Here is an 18,970-nt window from a genome sequence, read left to right as displayed (position 1 = left end):
TGGCAGTTTGCGCTGATGGCGCCAAACCTCGCTAATCCGCAGCGACCTCCTGCATGGCGCTGCGCACCGCCGGGATCAACCGGCGGCTAACCGGAACCTGCTGGCCGCTCGCCAACAATAACACTGCACCACTGCCACTATCGGCATCTGTGGTGGTGCGAAATTGCCGCACATGCCGCACATTCACCAGATAAGAACGATGCACCCGGATAAACCGCGCTGGTAATTGTTGTTCCAGCAAGCGCAGAGTTCCGCTATACAACTGCTGATGGCCATCCAACAACCAGATTTCACTATAGTCACGTGCCGCCTGACAATAGGCTATCTCATCTACCGGCAACAGCTGCACTTTGCCGGCGCTGGTTAAGGTCAGATTCGCTTTTGGTTCAGTCGTATGATGCTGCTGTTGAAGTTGTTGCTGTAATTGTCGGATCAGTTGCTGATCAGCCCATTGTAACTGTTGCTGCTGCTGATGCTGCACCGCCTGCTCGATAAACAAAGCACATAACAGCAGCGTCATCAGCACAAAGGCCAGGATCTCCTGAAAGATGCCGGTCAGCAACACCGCCAGCAGCAGATACAACAGCAATAACAAAGCACTGGTACCGGCACCATCAGCAGCGGGATACTCCAGCTTATCAGCCAGATGCCAGCGGAAAGCTGCCAACAAGGCAGCAATGCAGACTGGCAATAATGTTGCAACCGCAATGCGCACATCAAAACTATCCAGCCAGAGCAACAACGGCAACGTCAGCAGCACTGTGGCCGCTAACCAGGAATGCCAGTGCGCACGCTGATAACGTAACGCGGTCAGCAGCAACAGACAAAAACCAAAACCACAGGCACAAAACAAAATAGCCAGCAGCCGCAAATCATGCAGTGGATAGCGATACCCCACCAGACCCCGCGCCATTTCCAGCCAGAGCTGACCCGCAGCAAAAAAGCACAGCAGCGCCAGCAGCGTCGTTTGCCAGCGTCGTGGCATGGCGGCAAAAACAACTGTCTCTGCATGCTGACTACGCAGCGCTAACACGCTGAAATACAACAACCCAGTCAGCAAAATACCCAGCAGGACCAGCCCCAATTCACTATGCTGCTGCAGATGCGCATTGGCAGCAGCATAAGGACCAATCCCAATAAAATGAATGGGTTGTGCCAGTGTCAGCCAACCATGCTGGGCTGACATCTGCAGCACCAGTTGATTATGCCCAGGCCGCAGCAAAGACGGTGGCAAATAAAAACGACTGTCCATCGCGCCAGGAACTTCATCTGCCTGCAAGCCCGGCTGGCCATTTCGACCAATCAACTGACCATTCAGATAAACCGCACTGGAAGCCCTGGCGTTAATAAACAGCGCCAGCGGCAGTGACGGCTCTGCTGTAGTTAAGTTTGCCTGCTGTAGCTGTTGTTCAGCAGCTGGATTTTCGCCTGATGTTTCAACTGCAGACTGCAGCGGCAGCTCAAATGACAGTTGCAGCCACAACAGCCGTCCTTGTGGATCCGCCGCAACGTTGTTTTGTTGCTGGCAGTGAGCTTGCTGAAAGTCTGCAGGCATTGCCCGGACTTGCAGCCCATCACACCAGGCGATAATAGTCAGCGGTTGCAACTGCGCTGGCAACATCGGCTGACGCAATACCAGCCACAGGCAAGCCAGTAACAACAGCAGCAATGTGACAGCACCATAACGGGAAAAACGAACTTTGGCCAGTTCCGGGCTCTGCATTGACAACTCCATGGTGTGGAAAAAGTCCACCTGTTAGCGGCAAAAACACTACCGTTCAGCATTCGCGCTGCGTTTTCTGATACCGCTGGCAGAATAACACTCGCCGTGCTGTAACAGCCTTGCTTTACTGCAATCAAGTAACCCAAGGAGAGTATGTTATGTTATTGAAATGTATAAGCACAAGCAGTCAATGCCGCCACAAGTTTGGCTGGCTGTTGTTCCTGAGCATAGTGACTGTGGGGGCGAGTCTTGTGCCGGCTTATGCTACAGCAGTGAGCAGCACAGACAAACAACGCCAGTATGCCAATGAAACAGCTATCCGCTTTACTGCTGGCAACGGCGACAACATCGCCGCGTTTAGCGGATTCTTGCTGGTGCCGGAAAATCGTCAGCGCGCAGGTAGTCGCCTGCTGAAACTACACTATGTGCGTTTCCCGGCGCAAACCGACCAGCCCGGCTCACCGGTGGTGTATCTGGCCGGTGGTCCGGGCGGTTCAGGCATTCATACGGCAAAAGGTCCGCGTTATCCGTTGTTTACCGGTTTGAGCCAGCATGCGGATGTGATAGCGCTGGACCAGCGTGGCACAGGTTTATCCGCCGATATGCCCAATTGTGTGTCAAAGGTGGTGGTAGCAGCCGATCAGCAGCTTGATGAACAAAAATTCAGCGCATTACACCAGCAAGCAGCGCTGGAGTGCAGCCAGTTCTGGCAGCAACAAGGCGCGGATGTGCTTGGCTATACCACAGTCCAGAATGCGCTGGATTTGGCTGATTTGCGTCAGCATCTGGGCGCAAAAAAACTGACGTTATGGGGGATCTCCTACGGCACTCATCTGGCGTTGGCAGCCAGCAAACTGATCCCGGCACAACTGGATAAACTAATTTTGGCCAGTGTAGAAGGTTTGGACCAAACCGTGAAGCTGCCAGCCGAAACCAGCTTGTATTTACAGCGCGTGCAGCAACTTATTGCCCTGGATCCGGTGCAACAAGCCCGGTGGCCCGACATCAGAGCGATGATGCAGCAGGTGCTGACCCAACTGCAACGCGCGCCAATTCAGCTGAGTCTGCCGCAGGCTAACGGCAAAACCCGGCCCTTTTTGTTTCAGCGCCTCCATTTACAGCTGCTCACCTCAATGTCACTGGCTGACCCTAACCAGCGTCTGGGTCTGTTATTGCAGTTATATCAAGGCTTACACACAGAGCCTGAGGCGATGAAACCCATGCTGACGGAGCTTATCAGCAGTGGCATCATGGATGGTTTTGCCGCCGGCCCTATTGAACTGCGGCTGATGCCACTGATGACCGATCTGGCGTCCGGCATTTCAGCACCACGGCAGATGTTGTTCAATCAGCAGCAACCCGGCGCTTTATTAGGTGGCATGCTGAATTTCCCGATGCCACAGTTAAACGGCAGCATCCCTGGCCTGGACCTTGGACCGGCGTTTCGCCAGGAAGCCAGCCACGCCATTCCTACGCTGGTGTTCAGTGGTACCCTCGACGGTCGTACTTATCTCGCCGAACAACAACAAGCAGTCGCCGGACTCAGCGCAAAACAATTGGTCACAGTCCGATACGGCGGCCACAACTTGCTGGAAAGCTCACCGCAAGTGCTGACGCTGATGCAACAGTTTTTGGCAACCGGCACAGTGCACCAGCAAGTGATTGAGTTACCGCGTCCTGATTTAACACTCACACCGGTAAAATAATGAAAAAGCTGCCGCCTGTGAGACAGGCGGCAGCTTCTTCTGACCTGAGTCCAACCTTTGTGCTGACAACAATTATCCATCACATCGGCAACTGAGCCGCAAACCACAACTCAGCTGCCGTCAGAGCTGCACCGACCTGTTCAGGTGAAGTACCGCCTAAGGCGGCCCGTTTTGCCAGACCAGCTTCAATGGTCAGTGCCGCGTAAACATCATCAGCAATCAGTGGCGATACTTGTTGCAGTTCGGTTAACGCCAAAGCCTCCAGCGGCTTTTGCTGGGCAGCGGCTTTGAGCACCAGTTCGCCGGATAATTCATGGGCATCGCGAAATGCCACGCCTTTGCTGACCAGATAATCGGCCAGATCGGTGGCATTGCTATAACCCAGTTCCGCGGCGCGGCGGCATTGACCAGCATTGACCGACAAATGCGGTAGCACTGTCGAAAGTACCAGTAAACATTGTTGCCAGGTCGACATCAAATCAAAAAAGCCTTGTTTGTCTTCCTGCATATCTTTGTTATACGCCAGCGGCAGGCCTTTAAGCACATGTAAAATCGCCACTAAATGCCCCAGCACCCGGCCGGTTTTACCGCGCAATAATTCAAACACATCCGGGTTTTTCTTCTGCGGCATCAAAGATGAACCAGACGAAATTGCATCCCCCAGTTTAAAGAAACCGGCTTCGCCAGAGCAGAAGAAAATCACATCTTCCGATAAGCGTGATAAATGAGTTAAACATAAACTGGCGGCGGCGGAGAGTTCCACCACATAATCGCGGTCTGAGACGGCATCTAGGCTATTGCGGGCGGCAGCGGCAAAACCTAACCGCTCAGCCAGCGCCACCCGATCTAACAACACACCGGTGCCCGCTAAAGCCCCGCAGCCGAGTGGGCAAACATCCATTCTGGCAAGCGCATCATCCAGCCGGCTTAAATCACGGCGGAACATTTCGACATAAGCCAAAGCCCAATGGCTGACCAGTACCGGCTGCGCCCGTTGTAAGTGAGTAAAACCCGGCATCACTAAGCCATGATGACTGCGGGCGAAAGTTAATAAAGCGCCGATGGCAGCTTGCAAAGCATTGCGCACCAGACCGGCATTCAGTTTACTCCAGAGCCGTAAATCAGTGGCCACCAAATCATTGCGCGAGCGGCCGGTATGCAGCTTTTTCGCCGCATGACCAATTTTTTCGCCAAGTTTGGCTTCCACCCAGCTATGAATATCTTCTTCCTGGGTTTGCAGCGGCAACTCCGGGTTGGCTTCGACTTCAGCTGCCAGTTCTGCCAATGCGCCGTCCAGTAAGGTCGCTTCTGCTGCCGTGATAATACCGGCCTCGGCCAGACCTATAGCCCAGCTGCGCGATGCCGCAATATCCTGCTGCGCCAGTAAATAATCAAAGCTTAAGGAGTCATTAAAAGCCCGGAATTCAGCCAGACTGGCTTCCTGAAAACGTCCGCCCCACATCGCCATCTTGTATTCTCCACAATCCTGAATATAAAAACAGCGGCCGAAACCGCTGTATGTTTTGCCCGGTGTTGCCGATCACAGCGGCGTTTTAAGCTTTGCTGTGCAAAGCCCGAATACGGCTGGCCAGCGAATACAAACGGATAAAGCCGGCAGCATCTTTCTGGTTATAGACTTCGTCACCGTCAAAAGTGGCAAAAGCTTCTGAGTAAAGGCTGTTTGGTGAGCGGCGTTTTGCCACAGTGACCTGACCTTTATACAGTTTTACCACGATATCACCGGTCAGTTGTTCTGCCAGCGAGTTAGAAGCTGCAAATAACGCGTCTTTGAGCGGCGTGAACCAACGGCCGTCATACACCAGTTGTGCCACTTCCAAACCCACTTCTTCGCGGTATTTTAATGAAGTGCGATCATAAACCAAAGACTCCAGCGCCCGCAGTGCCGCCACAATAATAGTGCCGCCTGGAGTTTCATAACAGCCACGTGATTTCATCCCGACCAAACGGTTTTCTACGATATCAATCCGGCCAACCCCATGTTCAGAACCGATGGCATTGAGCTGCTCAATGGCTTCAATAGCGCCAACCGGATTACCGTTAATAGCGGTCAGTTCGCCTTTTTCGAAACTCAGCTGCAGATATTCAGCTTTATCCGGTGCTTGCTCCGGTGACTTGGTCCACATCCAGACTTGCTCAGACGGTTCGTTCCAGGGATTCTCCAGCTCACCGCCTTCATGCGAAATATGAAATAAGTTGGCGTCGCGGCTATAAATTTTGGTGGCTGTTGCTGTGGTTGGTACCTTCTTTTCAGCCAGATAGTTCAGCAGCGACTGACGGGAATTAAATTCCCACTCGCGCCATGGCGCTATCACTTTCAGTTGTGGTGCTAAAGCGGCAAAGGCGCCTTCAAACCGCACCTGATCATTACCTTTACCGGTACAACCATGACAAAGCGCATCAGCACCCAGTTTCAATGCCAGTTCGACCTGGGCACGGGCGATAATTGGCCGCGCCATCGAAGTGCCCAGTAAATACTGGCCTTCATACACAGCACCGGCTTTGAGCGTTGGATAAATCACTTCTTTGACAAACTGCTCTCGTAAATCAACGATGTAGCAGCTGCTGGCACCGGATTTAATGGCTTTTTCTTCCACACCGGCTAAATCTTCTGCGCCCTGACCAACGTCGGCGACAAAGGCAATCACTTCACAGTCGTAGTTGTCTTTTAACCAAGGCACAATGGCTGAAGTGTCCAGACCACCGGAATACGCCAGCACTACTTTTTTCACGTTTTGTTTTGCATTACTCATGTTCGGCCTCAGGCAAATAAACTTACTAAAACGGCATTTTGCGCATGCATGCGGTTTTCCGCCTGCTGCAATACTAAAGAACAGTCACTATCCAGCACTTCGCTGGTCACTTCATGGCCACGATGGGCCGGTAAACAGTGCATAAAATTTTTCACTGCCAACCGCTGCATCACGGCCGTATTAATCTGATAAGGCGCAAATACCGCCTCTACCACGGCCGGATCGGCTTTGTTGCCCATCGACATCCAGGTATCGGTATAAATAGCGTCGGCACCGGCAGCAGAAGAGACATGCTGGCTTAAGGTCAGCTTAGCACCGCTTTCCTGCGCCAATGCCTGAGCTTTGAGCAGCACATGGGCATCCGGGCCAAAACCTGGTGGCGTTACCACTGTCAGCGTCATGCCCATAATAGCGGCACCGAGCATCAACGAATGGCAAACATTGTTGCCATCACCGACAAACGCCAGATGCACCTTGGTTAAATCACCAAATTGCTCTGTTAAAGTCAGTAAATCCGCCAGCGCCTGACAAGGATGGTACAAGTCACTGAGTGCATTGATCACTGGCTTTTTACTGCTTTGCGCCAGCTTGATTAAACTTTGCTGCGAATAAACCCGCGCCACAATCGCATCAGTCCAGCAGGCTAAGTTGCTGCCAAAATCCTCAACCGACTCGCGCACACCCATAGCACCATTTTGCTGATCCAGGTAAACACTGTGACCACCGAGTTTGTGAATACCGACATCAAAGCTGACCCGGGTGCGCAAAGACGGTTTTTCAAACAACAGCGCAATACTTTTGCCTTTGAGCGCCGTACTATACTGCGCTGGGTGTTGTTTAATCTCCAGGGCTAAATCCAGTAAGCCCGCCAATTGTTGTTGATCCAGTTCAGCTAAACATAACAGCTGTTTTAATTGACTCATAACTCACACTGCTTCACCGCGCTGCGGCTTCCTTATTGGGGAAATCGGCCCGAAAGCCGACCCTGTCAGGCTTTCGTTGGAGCGGATTTCAGTGGGATTGAGGGCATTACAACAGACCAATAAAGCCCCTTATTCACTGATGCAAGTACCGACGGTCTGGTGTTGCATCAGTTTTAATAAATCATCTGGCTGTTGCCAGCCTGCTACGACAATCGATCGTCGCAATGCAGCCGCAGTTTCCAGTGCAGCGTCTAACTTCACTTTCATGCCACCTTTAATCACGCCACTGTCGACCAGCGCTTGCGCGCCTTTACCATCCAGCTTGCTGATCAGCTTTCCTTCGGCGTCCAGAATGCCCGGCACATCCGTTAATAACACCAGTTGCCCCTGCACTAATTGGCAAATGGCGGCGGCGGCTAAGTCGGCGTTGACGTTCAATAATTGGCCATCATCACTTTGACCAATGGAGCTGAATACCGGCACAAAACCACTTTGTAATAAGGTGTTGACCAAAGTGCCGTCGTTGGCTTTGGCAATCCCGACAGCACCAAGTTTGCGATTGACGTCAAACTTCAGGCTCCGGCCAGCGGCCAGGGTTAAACCAACTGCTTTTAATCCTTGCAGCTGTGCCCGCGACACCATCAGGCTATTCACGGCACCGGCTAGAGCACCGGTAATGACCGGCATTTGTTCAGCCGGCGACACGCGTTGGCCGTCAATTTTCTGGGTGCTGAAACCAAAAGTTGCCAGCCAACTGTCGACCTGATCGCCACCACCATGCACCAATACAATCGGATGCTGCGTCGAAAGTTCGGCCACGACAGCTAATAAGGCGTCCAGTGCTGCATTGTCCTGCAGTAAACGGCCACCCATTTTTAACACTAAAGGTGTGGTTTGGGTCATCACAGAGCTCCTGCTGCAAAGCTGAACAAACCGGCAGTTTCCGGTTTGCCAAACTTAACATTGGCCGCTTGCATCGCCTGGGCGGCTGCACCTTTGAGCAGGTTATCAATGGCGGACACCACCACCAGTTGTTCGCCATCCTGTTGCCAGAAAATATCGCAAAATGGCGACCCTTCCACATCAGCCACATTTGGTGACGTCGCAGTTAACCTGACCAGCGGTTTATTGGCATAGGCACTGGCAAAGGCCTGCTGCACTTGCAGCGAGCTGACATCGGCTTTGAGGGTAACCACACTGGTGGCCAGAATACCGCGTTTAAAGTTACCTAAATGCGGCGTGAATACCACTTTACGGCCTAAATTCTGTTCAATTTCCGGTCTGTGCCGATGTTTAAAAAAGCCATAGGCATTGAGGCCAACTTCACAAAATGAGGTATTTAACGCCGCTTTACGGCCAGCACCAGACACACCGCTGGTGGCATTAATCACCGGAATACAGTCATCCGCCACTAATCCTGCTTTGAGCAAAGGTAACAGAGCCAGCGAACAAGCCGTTGGATAGCAACCTGGCACCGAAATCAACTGCGGCAAATCCTGATCCAGCCATTCCATCAGGGAATAAACCGCAGCATTTAATAACTCAGGATGCTGATGTTCATAACCATAAAATTTTGGGTAAAGCTCAGGCTGCTTTAAACGGAAAGCACCGGATAAATCAACGACCACGATGCCGGCCGCCAGCAGCTTAGGCGTGACTTCTTCACTGGCTTCATGCGGCAGCGCTAAAAATGCCACCTCAACCTGGCCCTGGATCTGACTGATTTCAGCATCGGTCCAGGGTTGTACCAGAATATCCACTTGTTGCTGGAATCTTGGATATAACGAAGAAAAAGGCTCCGGTTTGCGCCCGGCAGAGGCATAAGCAAAGCAGAGCTCAAAATGAGGGTTTCTGGTCAGCAAAGCACAAAGTTCAGCGCCGCTGTAACCGGCAGCACCCAACACTGCTGCACGAACCTTAGGTGTTTGAATCACAGCAGTGGCATTCAATTGTGATGACATCAGACGTCTGTCTCCAAAAAACAATAAAACCGGGCCACATCAAAAAACTGTGGCCAGTGTACTGAGTCGCTCATGCATATTCAAGAATTTTTATGCTGAATTTATGAATTTTTATATAGCAACCATCCAGGCAATAGCTATCTTGCTGCTTGCGACCCAACAAGATTAGCGGATTTTAAGCAAAATCAGGCTGAATAAACATGAATTTATCCATCGATGCGATTAATGGTAAGACGGTAGCCGTAAAACCCCCATCAGCCAGTTGTTGCGACTGGCCAGCAACAGCATCAGGGGAGCAAGCACTGGCAACAAACACTGACGAGGCATCGCAAGCTGCAGTGCCGCTTGGGACGAGCGCCACCGGAGCATAGTGATCGCAGCGGCGGATTAAGTTATAAACCGGCGTTATCTAACATATGTGCCGTTTGATACTGGCGTTGATCCTGACACTTAGGCAGCACTTTTAACGCCTCATGCAGGGTCGGATAAAACGCCAGTAAACCTTCCACCGGACGAATTTTGGCTTTGGCCAATGTTTTTAATGGCTGAAACTGCAAATCAACCAGCAACAGCTGGCAATCATTGTTATCACAAAAACTGATGTACTTATCCAGTGCCACTAAGCCGCCAGCATCCAGCAATGACACACCATCCATCAGCAGTACCACACTCTGTTGCCCTTTACTGAGCAGCGCCAGTTCTGCAAACACCCGGTCAGCGGCGGCAAAAAATAATGGCCCGCTGATGCGGAAAATTTTATGGCCGGCGGCCAATTTTTCCGGCACCAGTTTTGGACTTTCAGTGACATCAGACACCTTGGTCATTTCAGCCACATCCTGCACAAATAACAGCGCTGCGATAATAATGCCGCAGGTGATGGCCACCACCATGTCAAATAGCACGGTAAAAGAAAAACAAACCAAAAACACCAGAATATCACTGCGCGGCGCCGTGTTAATCAGATGCAGCGCTTTGCCGGCATCACTCATATTCCAGGCCACCATCACTAATAAGGCCGCCATTGCCGCCATCGGTAAATAAGCCAGTAATTTTGCCAGCGCCAGCAAGGCCAGTAACACCACCAGAGCATGGATCATTGCAGCCAGCGGCGACTGGGCACCTGCTCTGACATTCGCCGCTGAGCGCGCAATGGCAGCTGTGGCGGTAATACCGCCAAAAAAGGGTGCCACCAGGTTGCCAATACCCTGCCCCAATAATTCGGAATTGGCACTGTGCCGCCGCCCCGTCATGCCATCAAGCACCACAGCACACAACAAAGATTCAATAGCGCCTAGCATAGCCATAGCAAAAGCCGCCGCCAGTAAATCTTTCACCATCTGCGAGCTCCAGACCAGGGCCTGCCCGTCAGCACCCGCTTGCTGCCAGGGCCAGGCAAAAGCGGGCAACATATCCGGAATACCTCGACTGGCGACACCGGCAGCATCGGTATAATGAAAACGGCTACCAATGGTTTCAACCGGCAATTCAAACCAGGCCAGGATCAGCGCCGTGACAGTCCCCGCCACGACTGCAGGTAAATGCGCCGGCACCGGGGTTTTTAACGCTGGCCACTTGAACATCACCAGCAAGGTGACGGCCGCCACCAGCATACTGGGCCAATGCGCTGAATCCGCCGCCAGCATCAGCGCATGTAATTTTTCGATATAATGTTCCGGCATCACCGCCAGTTGCAGGCCAAATATATCTTTTAACTGCAAAGTGGCAATCACCACCGCAATACCTGCAGTAAAGCCAAGCGTGACAGATTCTGGAATATATTGGATTAACCGACCCAGCCTTAACATGGCCATCATCACCAGCAAGCCGCCAGACAATAATGTCGCCAGCATTAAGCCGCCCAGACCATATTTTTGCGCCACCGGATACAAGATCACGACAAAAGCTGCCGTAGGACCAGAAACGCTGTACCTGGAACCGCCGCACAGCGGAATAATAAAACCGGCGATAATGGCGGTGTAAAGGCCATATTGCGGCGGCACGCCACTGGCAATCGCCAGCGCCATCGCCAATGGAATGGCAATAATGCCAACCGTGAGGCCGGCCAGCAGATCTTTACCAAGCTGCTGACGTCCATAACCTTCAGCTGCGGTTTCCCGCAACGCATGGGCGATACGCAATGAAAACAGATAAGCGCGATGAGACATGGCAACAGCAATCGATGAAATTCAGTAATAACAACAGCATAACCTAAATCAGCTGGATTCAGGTTAAATGCGGTGGAAAATTGCGGAACACAAGCGAAGGAGCTGACACAACAGCAGCAAACCAGGCGATTTGGCCTTACAAGTGCTTGCGATAACGGAGCTGGATTTGTTGTAACAGCCGCCAATGCGATGGATTCAGTAACAAAGTCCAGATCGCCAAATCAAATAACAGCTTCAGGCTAAAACGTAGCGGCTCAGCCACTGAATACACTGGCGGGGTATTGCCCTGAAAAAATGCCGGGTCCAGCGTGAAAAAAATCACTTCACTGGCTAAAGCCAGTGATATCAACGACGACAATGCCAGTAACCATGACATCAGGAAAACTTGTGGGATATGACGGTATGGGGGTTTGACGCGGAATAACTTTAGCAAAAACTCATCATTGTGATAATGCACCATCACAAAGGCCAGGATCAGATCCAGCATAGCCGCCGACATAAAATAGATCAGCATGTCCGCTTCAAACAACAATTGGCTTAGCAAGACTTCGCAGAGTTTGATACCAAGCACTATAGCCAGCACTGGCAGATTCTCACGCCGCTGCAGACTGGCGATGGCAACAAAAGCAATGATGACCATCGTCAGCAGAAACGGGATATTCGGGTGGTGCCGAAAATAACTGACAGCGACTAAGGACATAATCATACAAAAGAATGTGAATAAGTCTTTAGCGCTGTATCTGTGTTTCACTGACTGATTATTTCCAGATTGATTTTGGTGGCCATGGTGGTAAACGACTTTCGCCGATAGCTTGCATCGCAACGCCACCACCGATCATCGCTAAAGCTTCTTGCGATAACTCCAGCATTGCAGCCTGTGCTTCAGTAGTTTCAGTTTTAACTGGGTCCGCAACAGCGGCATTCACGAATGATTTCGATTGTGCATTGAATTTCATAACGAGTAAATCCCTAATTTGTAATGTTTATTTATTTAGATTTAGCGCATATCAATTTCGAAGCTCTGATCCTCGAGCTAACACATCATCCCTCTGCTGAGTAAATAGCAACTATCAGGCCAACAGCTGAAAAAATAGCGCAGGCGGTGTGAATTCCTGTTTCAGCCACAAAAATTGCGTTTTTGTAGCCAGTTGCAACGGCGGCAACACCCCTGGCAAGGCTGCAGAATTCAGCCGCCATTGCCTGTGAGCGGCAATCGCACGGCAAAGTTATGCCGAGCGGCAAGGATAAAAGCCAATTCTTTGACGTTCAGGCATGACCGACACGGCAGCAGGTGACAAAACTCCGGCACTGCGACAAAATGCCACATCGCAGCCATCGCAAGTGCCCGCTATAGTGTTCTGGACGAGGTGAAGGTCTAAATAGCTCAAGGTCAGTCTGCTGCCCTGGCGCACTTCAGGTTTTCTCTGTCAGTTTTTGCACCGGGTGCTGCGGCACCCGTTTTTTTAAAGAGTCTGATATGACCCCTTCTTTAGTTATTGCGCCACAGTTGGCACCCGCCCAGCAAATCCGTCAATTTCAACAATTTCGCTGGGGCTTGATCATCACCGAATATCTGGCAGCTTTACTGGCATTTGTGCTGGATTATCCGGTGTCGAACTGGCCATTATTGTTATTGCTGCTGACCTTACATGGCTGTAGCAACCTGGTGTTACCGCTCTGGCCTGGCAGTCAGCGCTTTCCGCAACGGCTCTTTATTCTCGGGGTACTGGCCGATTTATTGATCCTGACGCTATTGCTGGCGCTCACCGGGGGAGCCAGCAATGGTTTTATTGCGTTGCTGCTGTTACCGGTGGCGGTTTGCGCCGTGTTATTGCCGGCATTGCAGGCTTATCTGTGCGCTATTCTGGCGGTAACCTGCTATGCCTTGCTGCTGCAGCTAGGCCAGTCGATGGAACACCATGGGCACCAGATGCATCTGATGGCGCAGCAACCTTTTAATCAGCATCTGCTGCAAATGGGTTGGGCTTTTTCACTATCAGCATTGCTGATTGCCTGGTTTATCAGTGCACAAGCCCAATTGATTAGCCAAAAATCGAGACAGCTGGATTTATTGCAACAACAACAGAGCCGGCAAGAACAAATGCTGGCGGTCGCCACTTATGCCGCCAACGCCGCGCATGATTTGGCCACGCCGTTACAAAATTTGACCTTGCTCAGCGATGAACTCGCCCAACTTAACCAGCAAACAGCGCCGGATCCCGCCTTACTGACCGATCTGCAAACCGAAGTGGCGCGTTGCCAGCAGATAGTGCAGCAACTGCGTCTGAACGCCCAGCAACTTCGCAGCCAGAAAGGCCAGTCACAACCGGTGTTACATGTCACCCAACAAGCCATCCAATTGTGGTTAGTCAGCCGGCCGGATATTTGTATTGCCATGAATAGTCAACAAGATGAGTCCGCCTGCCAGTTGCAGGATGCATTAGCCTGGTCAGCAGCGTTATTTAATATTCTGGATAATGCTGCAGATGCCAGTCTGGCCAATCAGCGGGCTGAACTGCAGCTGGAATTAACGCTGCAGCAGGGGTTGTTCTGTTGTAAGTTAACTGATTTTGGCAACGGCCTGACCGAGCCGCAATTAGCTGAGCTGGGTTTAATGCCACAGCCCAGTCGTCAGGGCCTGGGACTGGGACAGTTACTGGCCAACGCGTCGATTGAACGCTTGGGCGGGCATATTCAGCGCGCGAACCTGCCACAAGGTGGCACGCTGACGGTGATCAGTTATCGGAGTCGTGCCTGATGCATATAGTGTTGGTAGATGATGATGAAACCTTAGTCCGAACCCTGAGCCGCCGGCTGACGCAGCATGGCCATCAGGTCAGTGGCATCAGTGACACCTGTAGCGCAGCGCAATTAGCAATATTGCGTGCCGATGCTTATATTCTGGATTTGCGCTTTGGTCAGCAAAGTGGTTTGAATTTTGTCACACCACTGCGCTCTGCTCTGCCCCACAGCCGTATTCTGGTGATGACGGGTTTTGCCAGCATAGCCACCGCGGTGCAGGCGGTGAAAGCCGGAGCCGACGATTATCTGACCAAACCGGTGGATTTCAGTTTGCTGCTGAGCAGTCTCAATCCGCTGGAAGTAGCCGATACCGCTGCTGGCTGCGATAGCATCGAGGCCGGGTTGTTATCAACGGATCAACTGGAATGGGAACATATCCAGCGCATCCTGCAAGAACAACAAGGCAATATTTCAAAGACCGCCCGCTTGCTTGGCATGCACAGACGGACCTTACAACGTAAATTAAGCAAACACCGGCCTTAGCCGGTGTTTGCGCTGGCAGTTCTTTGCCAAAATCGGCCGCAATTAAGCCCGTTCGTTCGCCCAGGCTGCCGCTTGCGCCTGACTGTGGCGCGCCGCTTTGGCAGCTGCCATTTGTTGCCTGGCCAAAATAGCCAGATCGGCATGGATACCCCCTGCGGTCACCAACCGGCCAGCGCCCGGTCCTTTTAACACCAGCGGATTGGCCTGATACCAGTCTGACTCAATCACAAACACATTATCGCAGGCCTGGATTGCCGCCAGCGGATGATCGGCACCGACACTGAGTAATTTTACGTCCGCCAGCGGCCCCTGGGCTGTGACGGTTAAAGTGGCGACATAACGCAGCACTTTGCCTTCGGCTTTGGCCTTGGCATAGGTGGTCGCAAGGGCTTGATCAAGCGCTTCACGCTGTAACCAGAATTGTTGCCAGTTGCCCTGCTCCAAACCGAGCGGCAACAAGGGGGTCAACGCGATATCATTGATATCCAGGGTCAGTCCCAGCTCGCGTGACAACACCAGCAATTTACGCTGCACATCTTTGCCGGATAAATCATCGCGTGGATCCGGTTCGGTTAAGCCTTCCGCCTGCGCCTGTAACACAAACTCAGAAAAAGGCGCACTGCCATCATATTTACATAACAACCAGGACAAAGTGCCGGAGAAGATGCCACTGATCTGATGGATCTGATCACCAGAGCTTTGCAATTCCTGCAAAATTCGTTGCACCGGCAAACCGGCGCCTACTGTGGTATTGGCCAGCCAACTGACCTGTTGCTCCGCTACAGCTGCACTGATTTGCTGATATTGCGCCAAGGGTAAAGTCACTCCTTGTTTATTAGCACTGATCAGATGACAGCCGGTTTGAACAAAATCGATATAGCCTTCGGCAAAAGTTTTGCTCGGGGTGATATCGACCAACACTTTCGGATCCGGCAGCGCCGTTAAATAATCCAGCAGATCCTGTTTTTGGTAAGCAGGTGCTGTCGCCAATAACTGCGGCCAGTTCTGCACTGACAGCTCGTCGGCAAAACAGGCCTGGCGGGAATTAAATACCCCAGCCAGCTTCAGTTCAATCTGGCCGGCAAAGGCGTGTTGTTGTTTTGCCAGCAACGCCAGAAACTCAGAACCAACATTGCCGGTACCAGCCACCACCACGTTCAGTTGCACCTGGGTTGGCAATAACAACTGATGGAACTCAGTCAGTTCACGTGCGGTTAGCGCTGGCAAAAATAACCACAGCGCCAGTTGCTGATTGGCAAAGCTGAAAGCGGGTTGCTGACGTTCCAGCCAGTGCGCTGCTTGTAAAGATAACTGTTGCTGTTGTTTCGCCGCCGGTTTCACCCAGGCAACGGCCTGATAATGCTGACTACTGACCCGTGGATAAATCTGCTGCTGGCCCAAATAACGCAGCAGTTGTTCCAGATTTTTCTGTGCCACCACCCAGGTATGCACATCAGTTGGCACCGCAAACACTGTCAGTTGTAAATCAGTGGCGGCTTGCTCCGCCATGATGGCAACCCCTTTGGATAAAGTGACCAGCACCACATCGGCTAAATCGGTGACAAACTGCACTTCAATCGCCGCCTGCCGGCTGACGCGACAACCGGGTTGTTCCGGTTCATAGCTGCTACGAACCACCAGCTCCGCCGGATAATCAGCCAGTGGACTTAAAGTTTTGGCATGCAGCACCGGGTTCCCCAGCTGTGCCAGTGTGCGGGCCTGCGCCCATGGTACCTGGCGATAAGCCCGGGCTGAGGGTACTTTGCGTGGATCGGCACTATAGATCGCGTCCACATCAGTCCAGATATTGATGGTTTGTGCCTGCACTAACCGGCCTACAATAGTGGCGGAATAATCGCTGCCATTGCGACCCAGTGTGATGCTGTCACCAGCCACAGTTCTGGCGATAAAACCAGTGACAATGATAAAACCAGGCTGACAAAAAGGTTGTAATAAGGTGGCAGACTGTTGCCATTGCACCTGCTGAGCGTCCAGCCGCAGAAAATCACGTGCGTCCACCGCACTGGCTTGCTGTCCGCGGTCTTGCAATAATGCGCTCAGCAACAAGGCAGATAACTTTTCACCCAGCGCCAGTACGTCATTATGCCGGCCAGCCAGAGCAGCCGTTGGCAATTCAGCCAGCCAGCCATTGAGTTGATTCAGCACCTGCGGTGCAGTTGCCGCCGATAAAGTCCGGCTCACCAACAACCTGAGTTGTTGTGATAAAGCCTGCCATTGTTGCTCGAACTCCAATTGCACTGGCAGCGCTTCCAGCAAAGCCAATAATGCATCCGTGGTATCGCCGGGTGCCGACACCACCACCCAGGCATTGGCCTGTGGTTGTGCCAGTAAAATATCGGCCACGGCATGGAAACGTTCGGCTGAGGCCAGGCTACTGCCACCAAATTTATGCACGACCAGCGCAGAGGCCGCTGACGGAACTACAGATACTGTCATAACACTCACCAAAAAGCGGCCAGAGCCGGATTAGAACGAAATTGTAAGGTGTCAGCCGCTGCCGCTTCAGATGGTTGCGGGGTGGCGACTGACAGCTGGCATACCGATGGGGCGGCAGGCTGCTCTGCCTCAATCGCCTCAGTGACAGCAGCAAAGGCCTGCACCAGATCTGCGATTAAGTCCCGGCTATCTTCAATCCCCACCGACAGGCGGATTAAGGTCGGACCTATACCTGCGGTTTTTTGTGCCGCGGCGTCCATGGATGCGTGGGTCATAGTACCGGGATGACAAATCAGACTTTCAATACCGCCCAATGACTGCGCCAGCGTAAAACAACGTAAAGCGGCAAAAAATACCGGTAAATACCGCTCATCGGCCGCTAAATCAAAACTGACCATAGCACCAAAGCCGTATTGCTGTTGCTTGGCGATGGCATGTCCCGGATGGTCGGCCAGTCCCGGATAATAAGTTTTTGCCACTAATGGCTGCTGTTGCAGGAAATCCACCACCAGCGCGGTGTTTTCCAGATGGGCTTTCATCCGTGGCAACAAGGTGCGGATCCCCCGCAGTACCAGATGAGAGTCAAAAGCACCGCCAGTCACACCAAGGCAGTTGGCCCACCATTTGAGTTCATCGCCGATGGCTGCATCTTTGGTGATCAGTGCGCCACCAACAATATCACTGTGACCATTCAGATACTTAGTGGTCGAATGCACCACAATATCAGCGCCTAACAATAATGGCTGTTGCAGCACTGGCGATAAAAAGGTGTTATCCACCACGACCAGAGCCTTGAGTTGTTGCGCCAGCTCGCACACTGCTTTGACATCGGTAATTTGTAGTAAGGGGTTACTTGGTGTTTCCAGCCAAATCATTTTTGGTGCCGCGTTTTGGACTAACTCAGCCCAGTCTGGCTGCTGGAAGTTGACGATGACGACTTTAAAAGCCTGTTTGCGATTGGCCAGATTGACAAACAACCGGTAACTGCCACCGTAACAATCATGGGGGATCACCAGCGTGTCGGTGGGCGTCAGCAGTTGTAATGCCAGCAGGCAAGCAGACATGCCAGTGCTGGTCACCAGGCCTTTAGCACCACATTCCAGTTCGGCTAGGGCATCCCCAAGCAGATCACGGGTTGGATTGTTAGAGCGGGAATAATCGTATTTACCCGGTTGTTTAAAAGCTTTTAATTCGTAGGTTGAGGTTAAATACAAGGGCGGAGTTACAGCACCGTAAGCCGGATCCTGCGCAATGCCGGCGCGGGCGGTGATAGTAGCGGAATGACGGCTCGACATAGTTAACCTCATGCTTAATTAGGCGTTTAGACGTCTAAAAGTATACTGTCGAAAAAAAAGAAGTCAAAACATTTAGACGTCTACAATGATTATTTCTTGCGCATTGTTTGTATCCGGGCGTATAAAGAAGTAAAATTTCGGCCCAAGTGCGTAAAGGTCTGTTGACGTTTCGGTAGAAGATTAACGTAGCATTCAGCTGCTGACAGTTCAGCAACCGGGTGCCGGTACCGCAGGCACGGGTTCTGGCGGATGCCGGAAAAGACAGGCAAACATACAACAAAAAAATTAACTCAAGGTTACAACTATGGCAAAGTGGAATGGTGAATACGTTCACCCGTACGCAGAACACGGCAAGAAATCTGAACAGGTGAAAAAAATCACCGTGTCTATCCCGCTCAATGTATTAAAAGTGCTGACTGACGAAAGAACCCGTCGCCAGGTGAATAACTTACGTCATGCCACCAACAGCGAATTATTGTGCGAAGCCTTTCTGCATGCTTTCACTGGCCAGCCACTGCCAGCAGATGAAGATTTGCGCAAAGACAACCCGCATCAAATTCCGGTTGAGGTCCGCAATATTCTGACCAGCATGGGCAAACCTATTCCGGTGATTCAGGAAGCTGAATCCGACGAAGAATAAACTGCAGCCGCAGTGCCGGACTGACAGTTTTATAACAATAATGA

At 51.9% G+C, this 18,970-nt stretch carries 15 protein-coding genes; 4 read left to right on the top strand and 11 right to left on the bottom strand.

Going from position 1 to position 18,970, the window contains the following annotated elements:
* Positions 1-31: 31 nt before the first annotated feature.
* Positions 32-1,723: a LytR/AlgR family response regulator transcription factor gene (locus AC53GJ_RS03435; protein WP_496731140.1), complete on the bottom strand. Its 1,692-nt coding sequence runs from the start codon at positions 1,721-1,723 to the stop codon at positions 32-34.
* A gap of 158 nt (positions 1,724-1,881) precedes the next feature.
* Between AC53GJ_RS03435 and AC53GJ_RS03430 the strand changes: the two genes are divergently transcribed.
* Entirely contained in the window at positions 1,882-3,429 is a 1,548-nt protein-coding gene (locus AC53GJ_RS03430) for an alpha/beta hydrolase (protein ID WP_496731139.1), read from the top strand.
* Between the two features lie 79 nt (positions 3,430-3,508).
* On the opposite strand, the gene argH is transcribed toward AC53GJ_RS03430, so the two are convergent.
* The 8 genes from argH to AC53GJ_RS03390 form a co-directional block, all read right to left on the bottom strand.
* Entirely contained in the window at positions 3,509-4,897 is a 1,389-nt protein-coding gene (gene argH / locus AC53GJ_RS03425) for an argininosuccinate lyase (RefSeq protein ID WP_496731138.1), read from the bottom strand.
* 85 nt (positions 4,898-4,982) lie between these two features.
* Positions 4,983-6,200, bottom strand: coding sequence for an argininosuccinate synthase (locus AC53GJ_RS03420; protein WP_496731137.1), 1,218 nt, complete (start codon positions 6,198-6,200; stop codon positions 4,983-4,985).
* 8 nt (positions 6,201-6,208) lie between these two features.
* A complete protein-coding gene (locus tag AC53GJ_RS03415; protein WP_496731136.1) occupies positions 6,209-7,123 on the bottom strand; it encodes an ornithine carbamoyltransferase in 915 nt (304 codons plus the stop codon).
* A gap of 129 nt (positions 7,124-7,252) precedes the next feature.
* On the bottom strand, positions 7,253-8,026 hold the full coding sequence (gene argB / locus AC53GJ_RS03410) for an acetylglutamate kinase (protein WP_496731135.1): 774 nt from the start codon (positions 8,024-8,026) through the stop codon (positions 7,253-7,255).
* Positions 8,026-9,084 (bottom strand): N-acetyl-gamma-glutamyl-phosphate reductase, encoded by a 1,059-nt coding sequence (argC, locus tag AC53GJ_RS03405; protein WP_496731134.1) that lies wholly within the window; start codon positions 9,082-9,084, stop codon positions 8,026-8,028. The genes argB and argC overlap by 1 nt, the downstream gene beginning before the upstream one ends.
* A gap of 392 nt (positions 9,085-9,476) precedes the next feature.
* Positions 9,477-11,249, bottom strand: a complete 1,773-nt coding sequence (gene dauA, locus AC53GJ_RS03400) for a C4-dicarboxylic acid transporter DauA (protein WP_496731133.1) — start codon at positions 11,247-11,249, stop codon at positions 9,477-9,479.
* A 136-nt stretch (positions 11,250-11,385) separates the two neighbouring features.
* Positions 11,386-11,949 carry a hypothetical protein gene (locus tag AC53GJ_RS03395; protein ID WP_496731132.1) on the bottom strand — a complete coding sequence of 188 codons (564 nt, stop codon included), beginning with the start codon at positions 11,947-11,949 and terminating at the stop codon, positions 11,386-11,388.
* Between the two features lie 58 nt (positions 11,950-12,007).
* Complete coding sequence (locus tag AC53GJ_RS03390) at positions 12,008-12,205, bottom strand: hypothetical protein (RefSeq protein ID WP_496731131.1); 198 nt, start codon at positions 12,203-12,205, stop codon at positions 12,008-12,010.
* A 521-nt stretch (positions 12,206-12,726) separates the two neighbouring features.
* Between AC53GJ_RS03390 and AC53GJ_RS03385 the strand changes: the two genes are divergently transcribed.
* Together AC53GJ_RS03385 and AC53GJ_RS03380 are read left to right on the top strand one after the other, a co-directional pair.
* The gene (locus AC53GJ_RS03385; protein WP_496731130.1) at positions 12,727-14,007 is read left to right on the top strand and encodes an ATP-binding protein; all 1,281 of its coding nucleotides are present in this window, start codon (positions 12,727-12,729) and stop codon (positions 14,005-14,007) included.
* Positions 14,007-14,534, top strand: a complete 528-nt coding sequence (locus AC53GJ_RS03380; RefSeq protein WP_496731129.1) for a response regulator transcription factor — start codon at positions 14,007-14,009, stop codon at positions 14,532-14,534. The genes AC53GJ_RS03385 and AC53GJ_RS03380 overlap by 1 nt, the downstream gene beginning before the upstream one ends.
* Positions 14,535-14,576: 42 nt before the next feature.
* On the opposite strand, the gene metL is transcribed toward AC53GJ_RS03380, so the two are convergent.
* Positions 14,577-16,991 carry a bifunctional aspartate kinase/homoserine dehydrogenase II gene (gene metL / locus AC53GJ_RS03375; protein WP_496731128.1) on the bottom strand — a complete coding sequence of 805 codons (2,415 nt, stop codon included), beginning with the start codon at positions 16,989-16,991 and terminating at the stop codon, positions 14,577-14,579.
* Positions 16,992-16,996: 5 nt separating this feature from the next.
* Positions 16,997-18,286: a cystathionine gamma-synthase gene (gene metB / locus AC53GJ_RS03370; protein WP_496731127.1), complete on the bottom strand. Its 1,290-nt coding sequence runs from the start codon at positions 18,284-18,286 to the stop codon at positions 16,997-16,999.
* Positions 18,287-18,590: 304 nt separating this feature from the next.
* Between metB and metJ the strand changes: the two genes are divergently transcribed.
* Entirely contained in the window at positions 18,591-18,926 is a 336-nt protein-coding gene (gene metJ, locus AC53GJ_RS03365) for a met regulon transcriptional regulator MetJ (RefSeq protein ID WP_260655934.1), read from the top strand.
* Positions 18,927-18,970 lie beyond the last annotated feature (44 nt).

This window comes from Rheinheimera sp. B2H12, from assembly GCF_059620065.1.
Note: the sequence above shows the minus strand (reverse complement) of the source record. Positions and strands in the feature narration are given on the sequence as shown.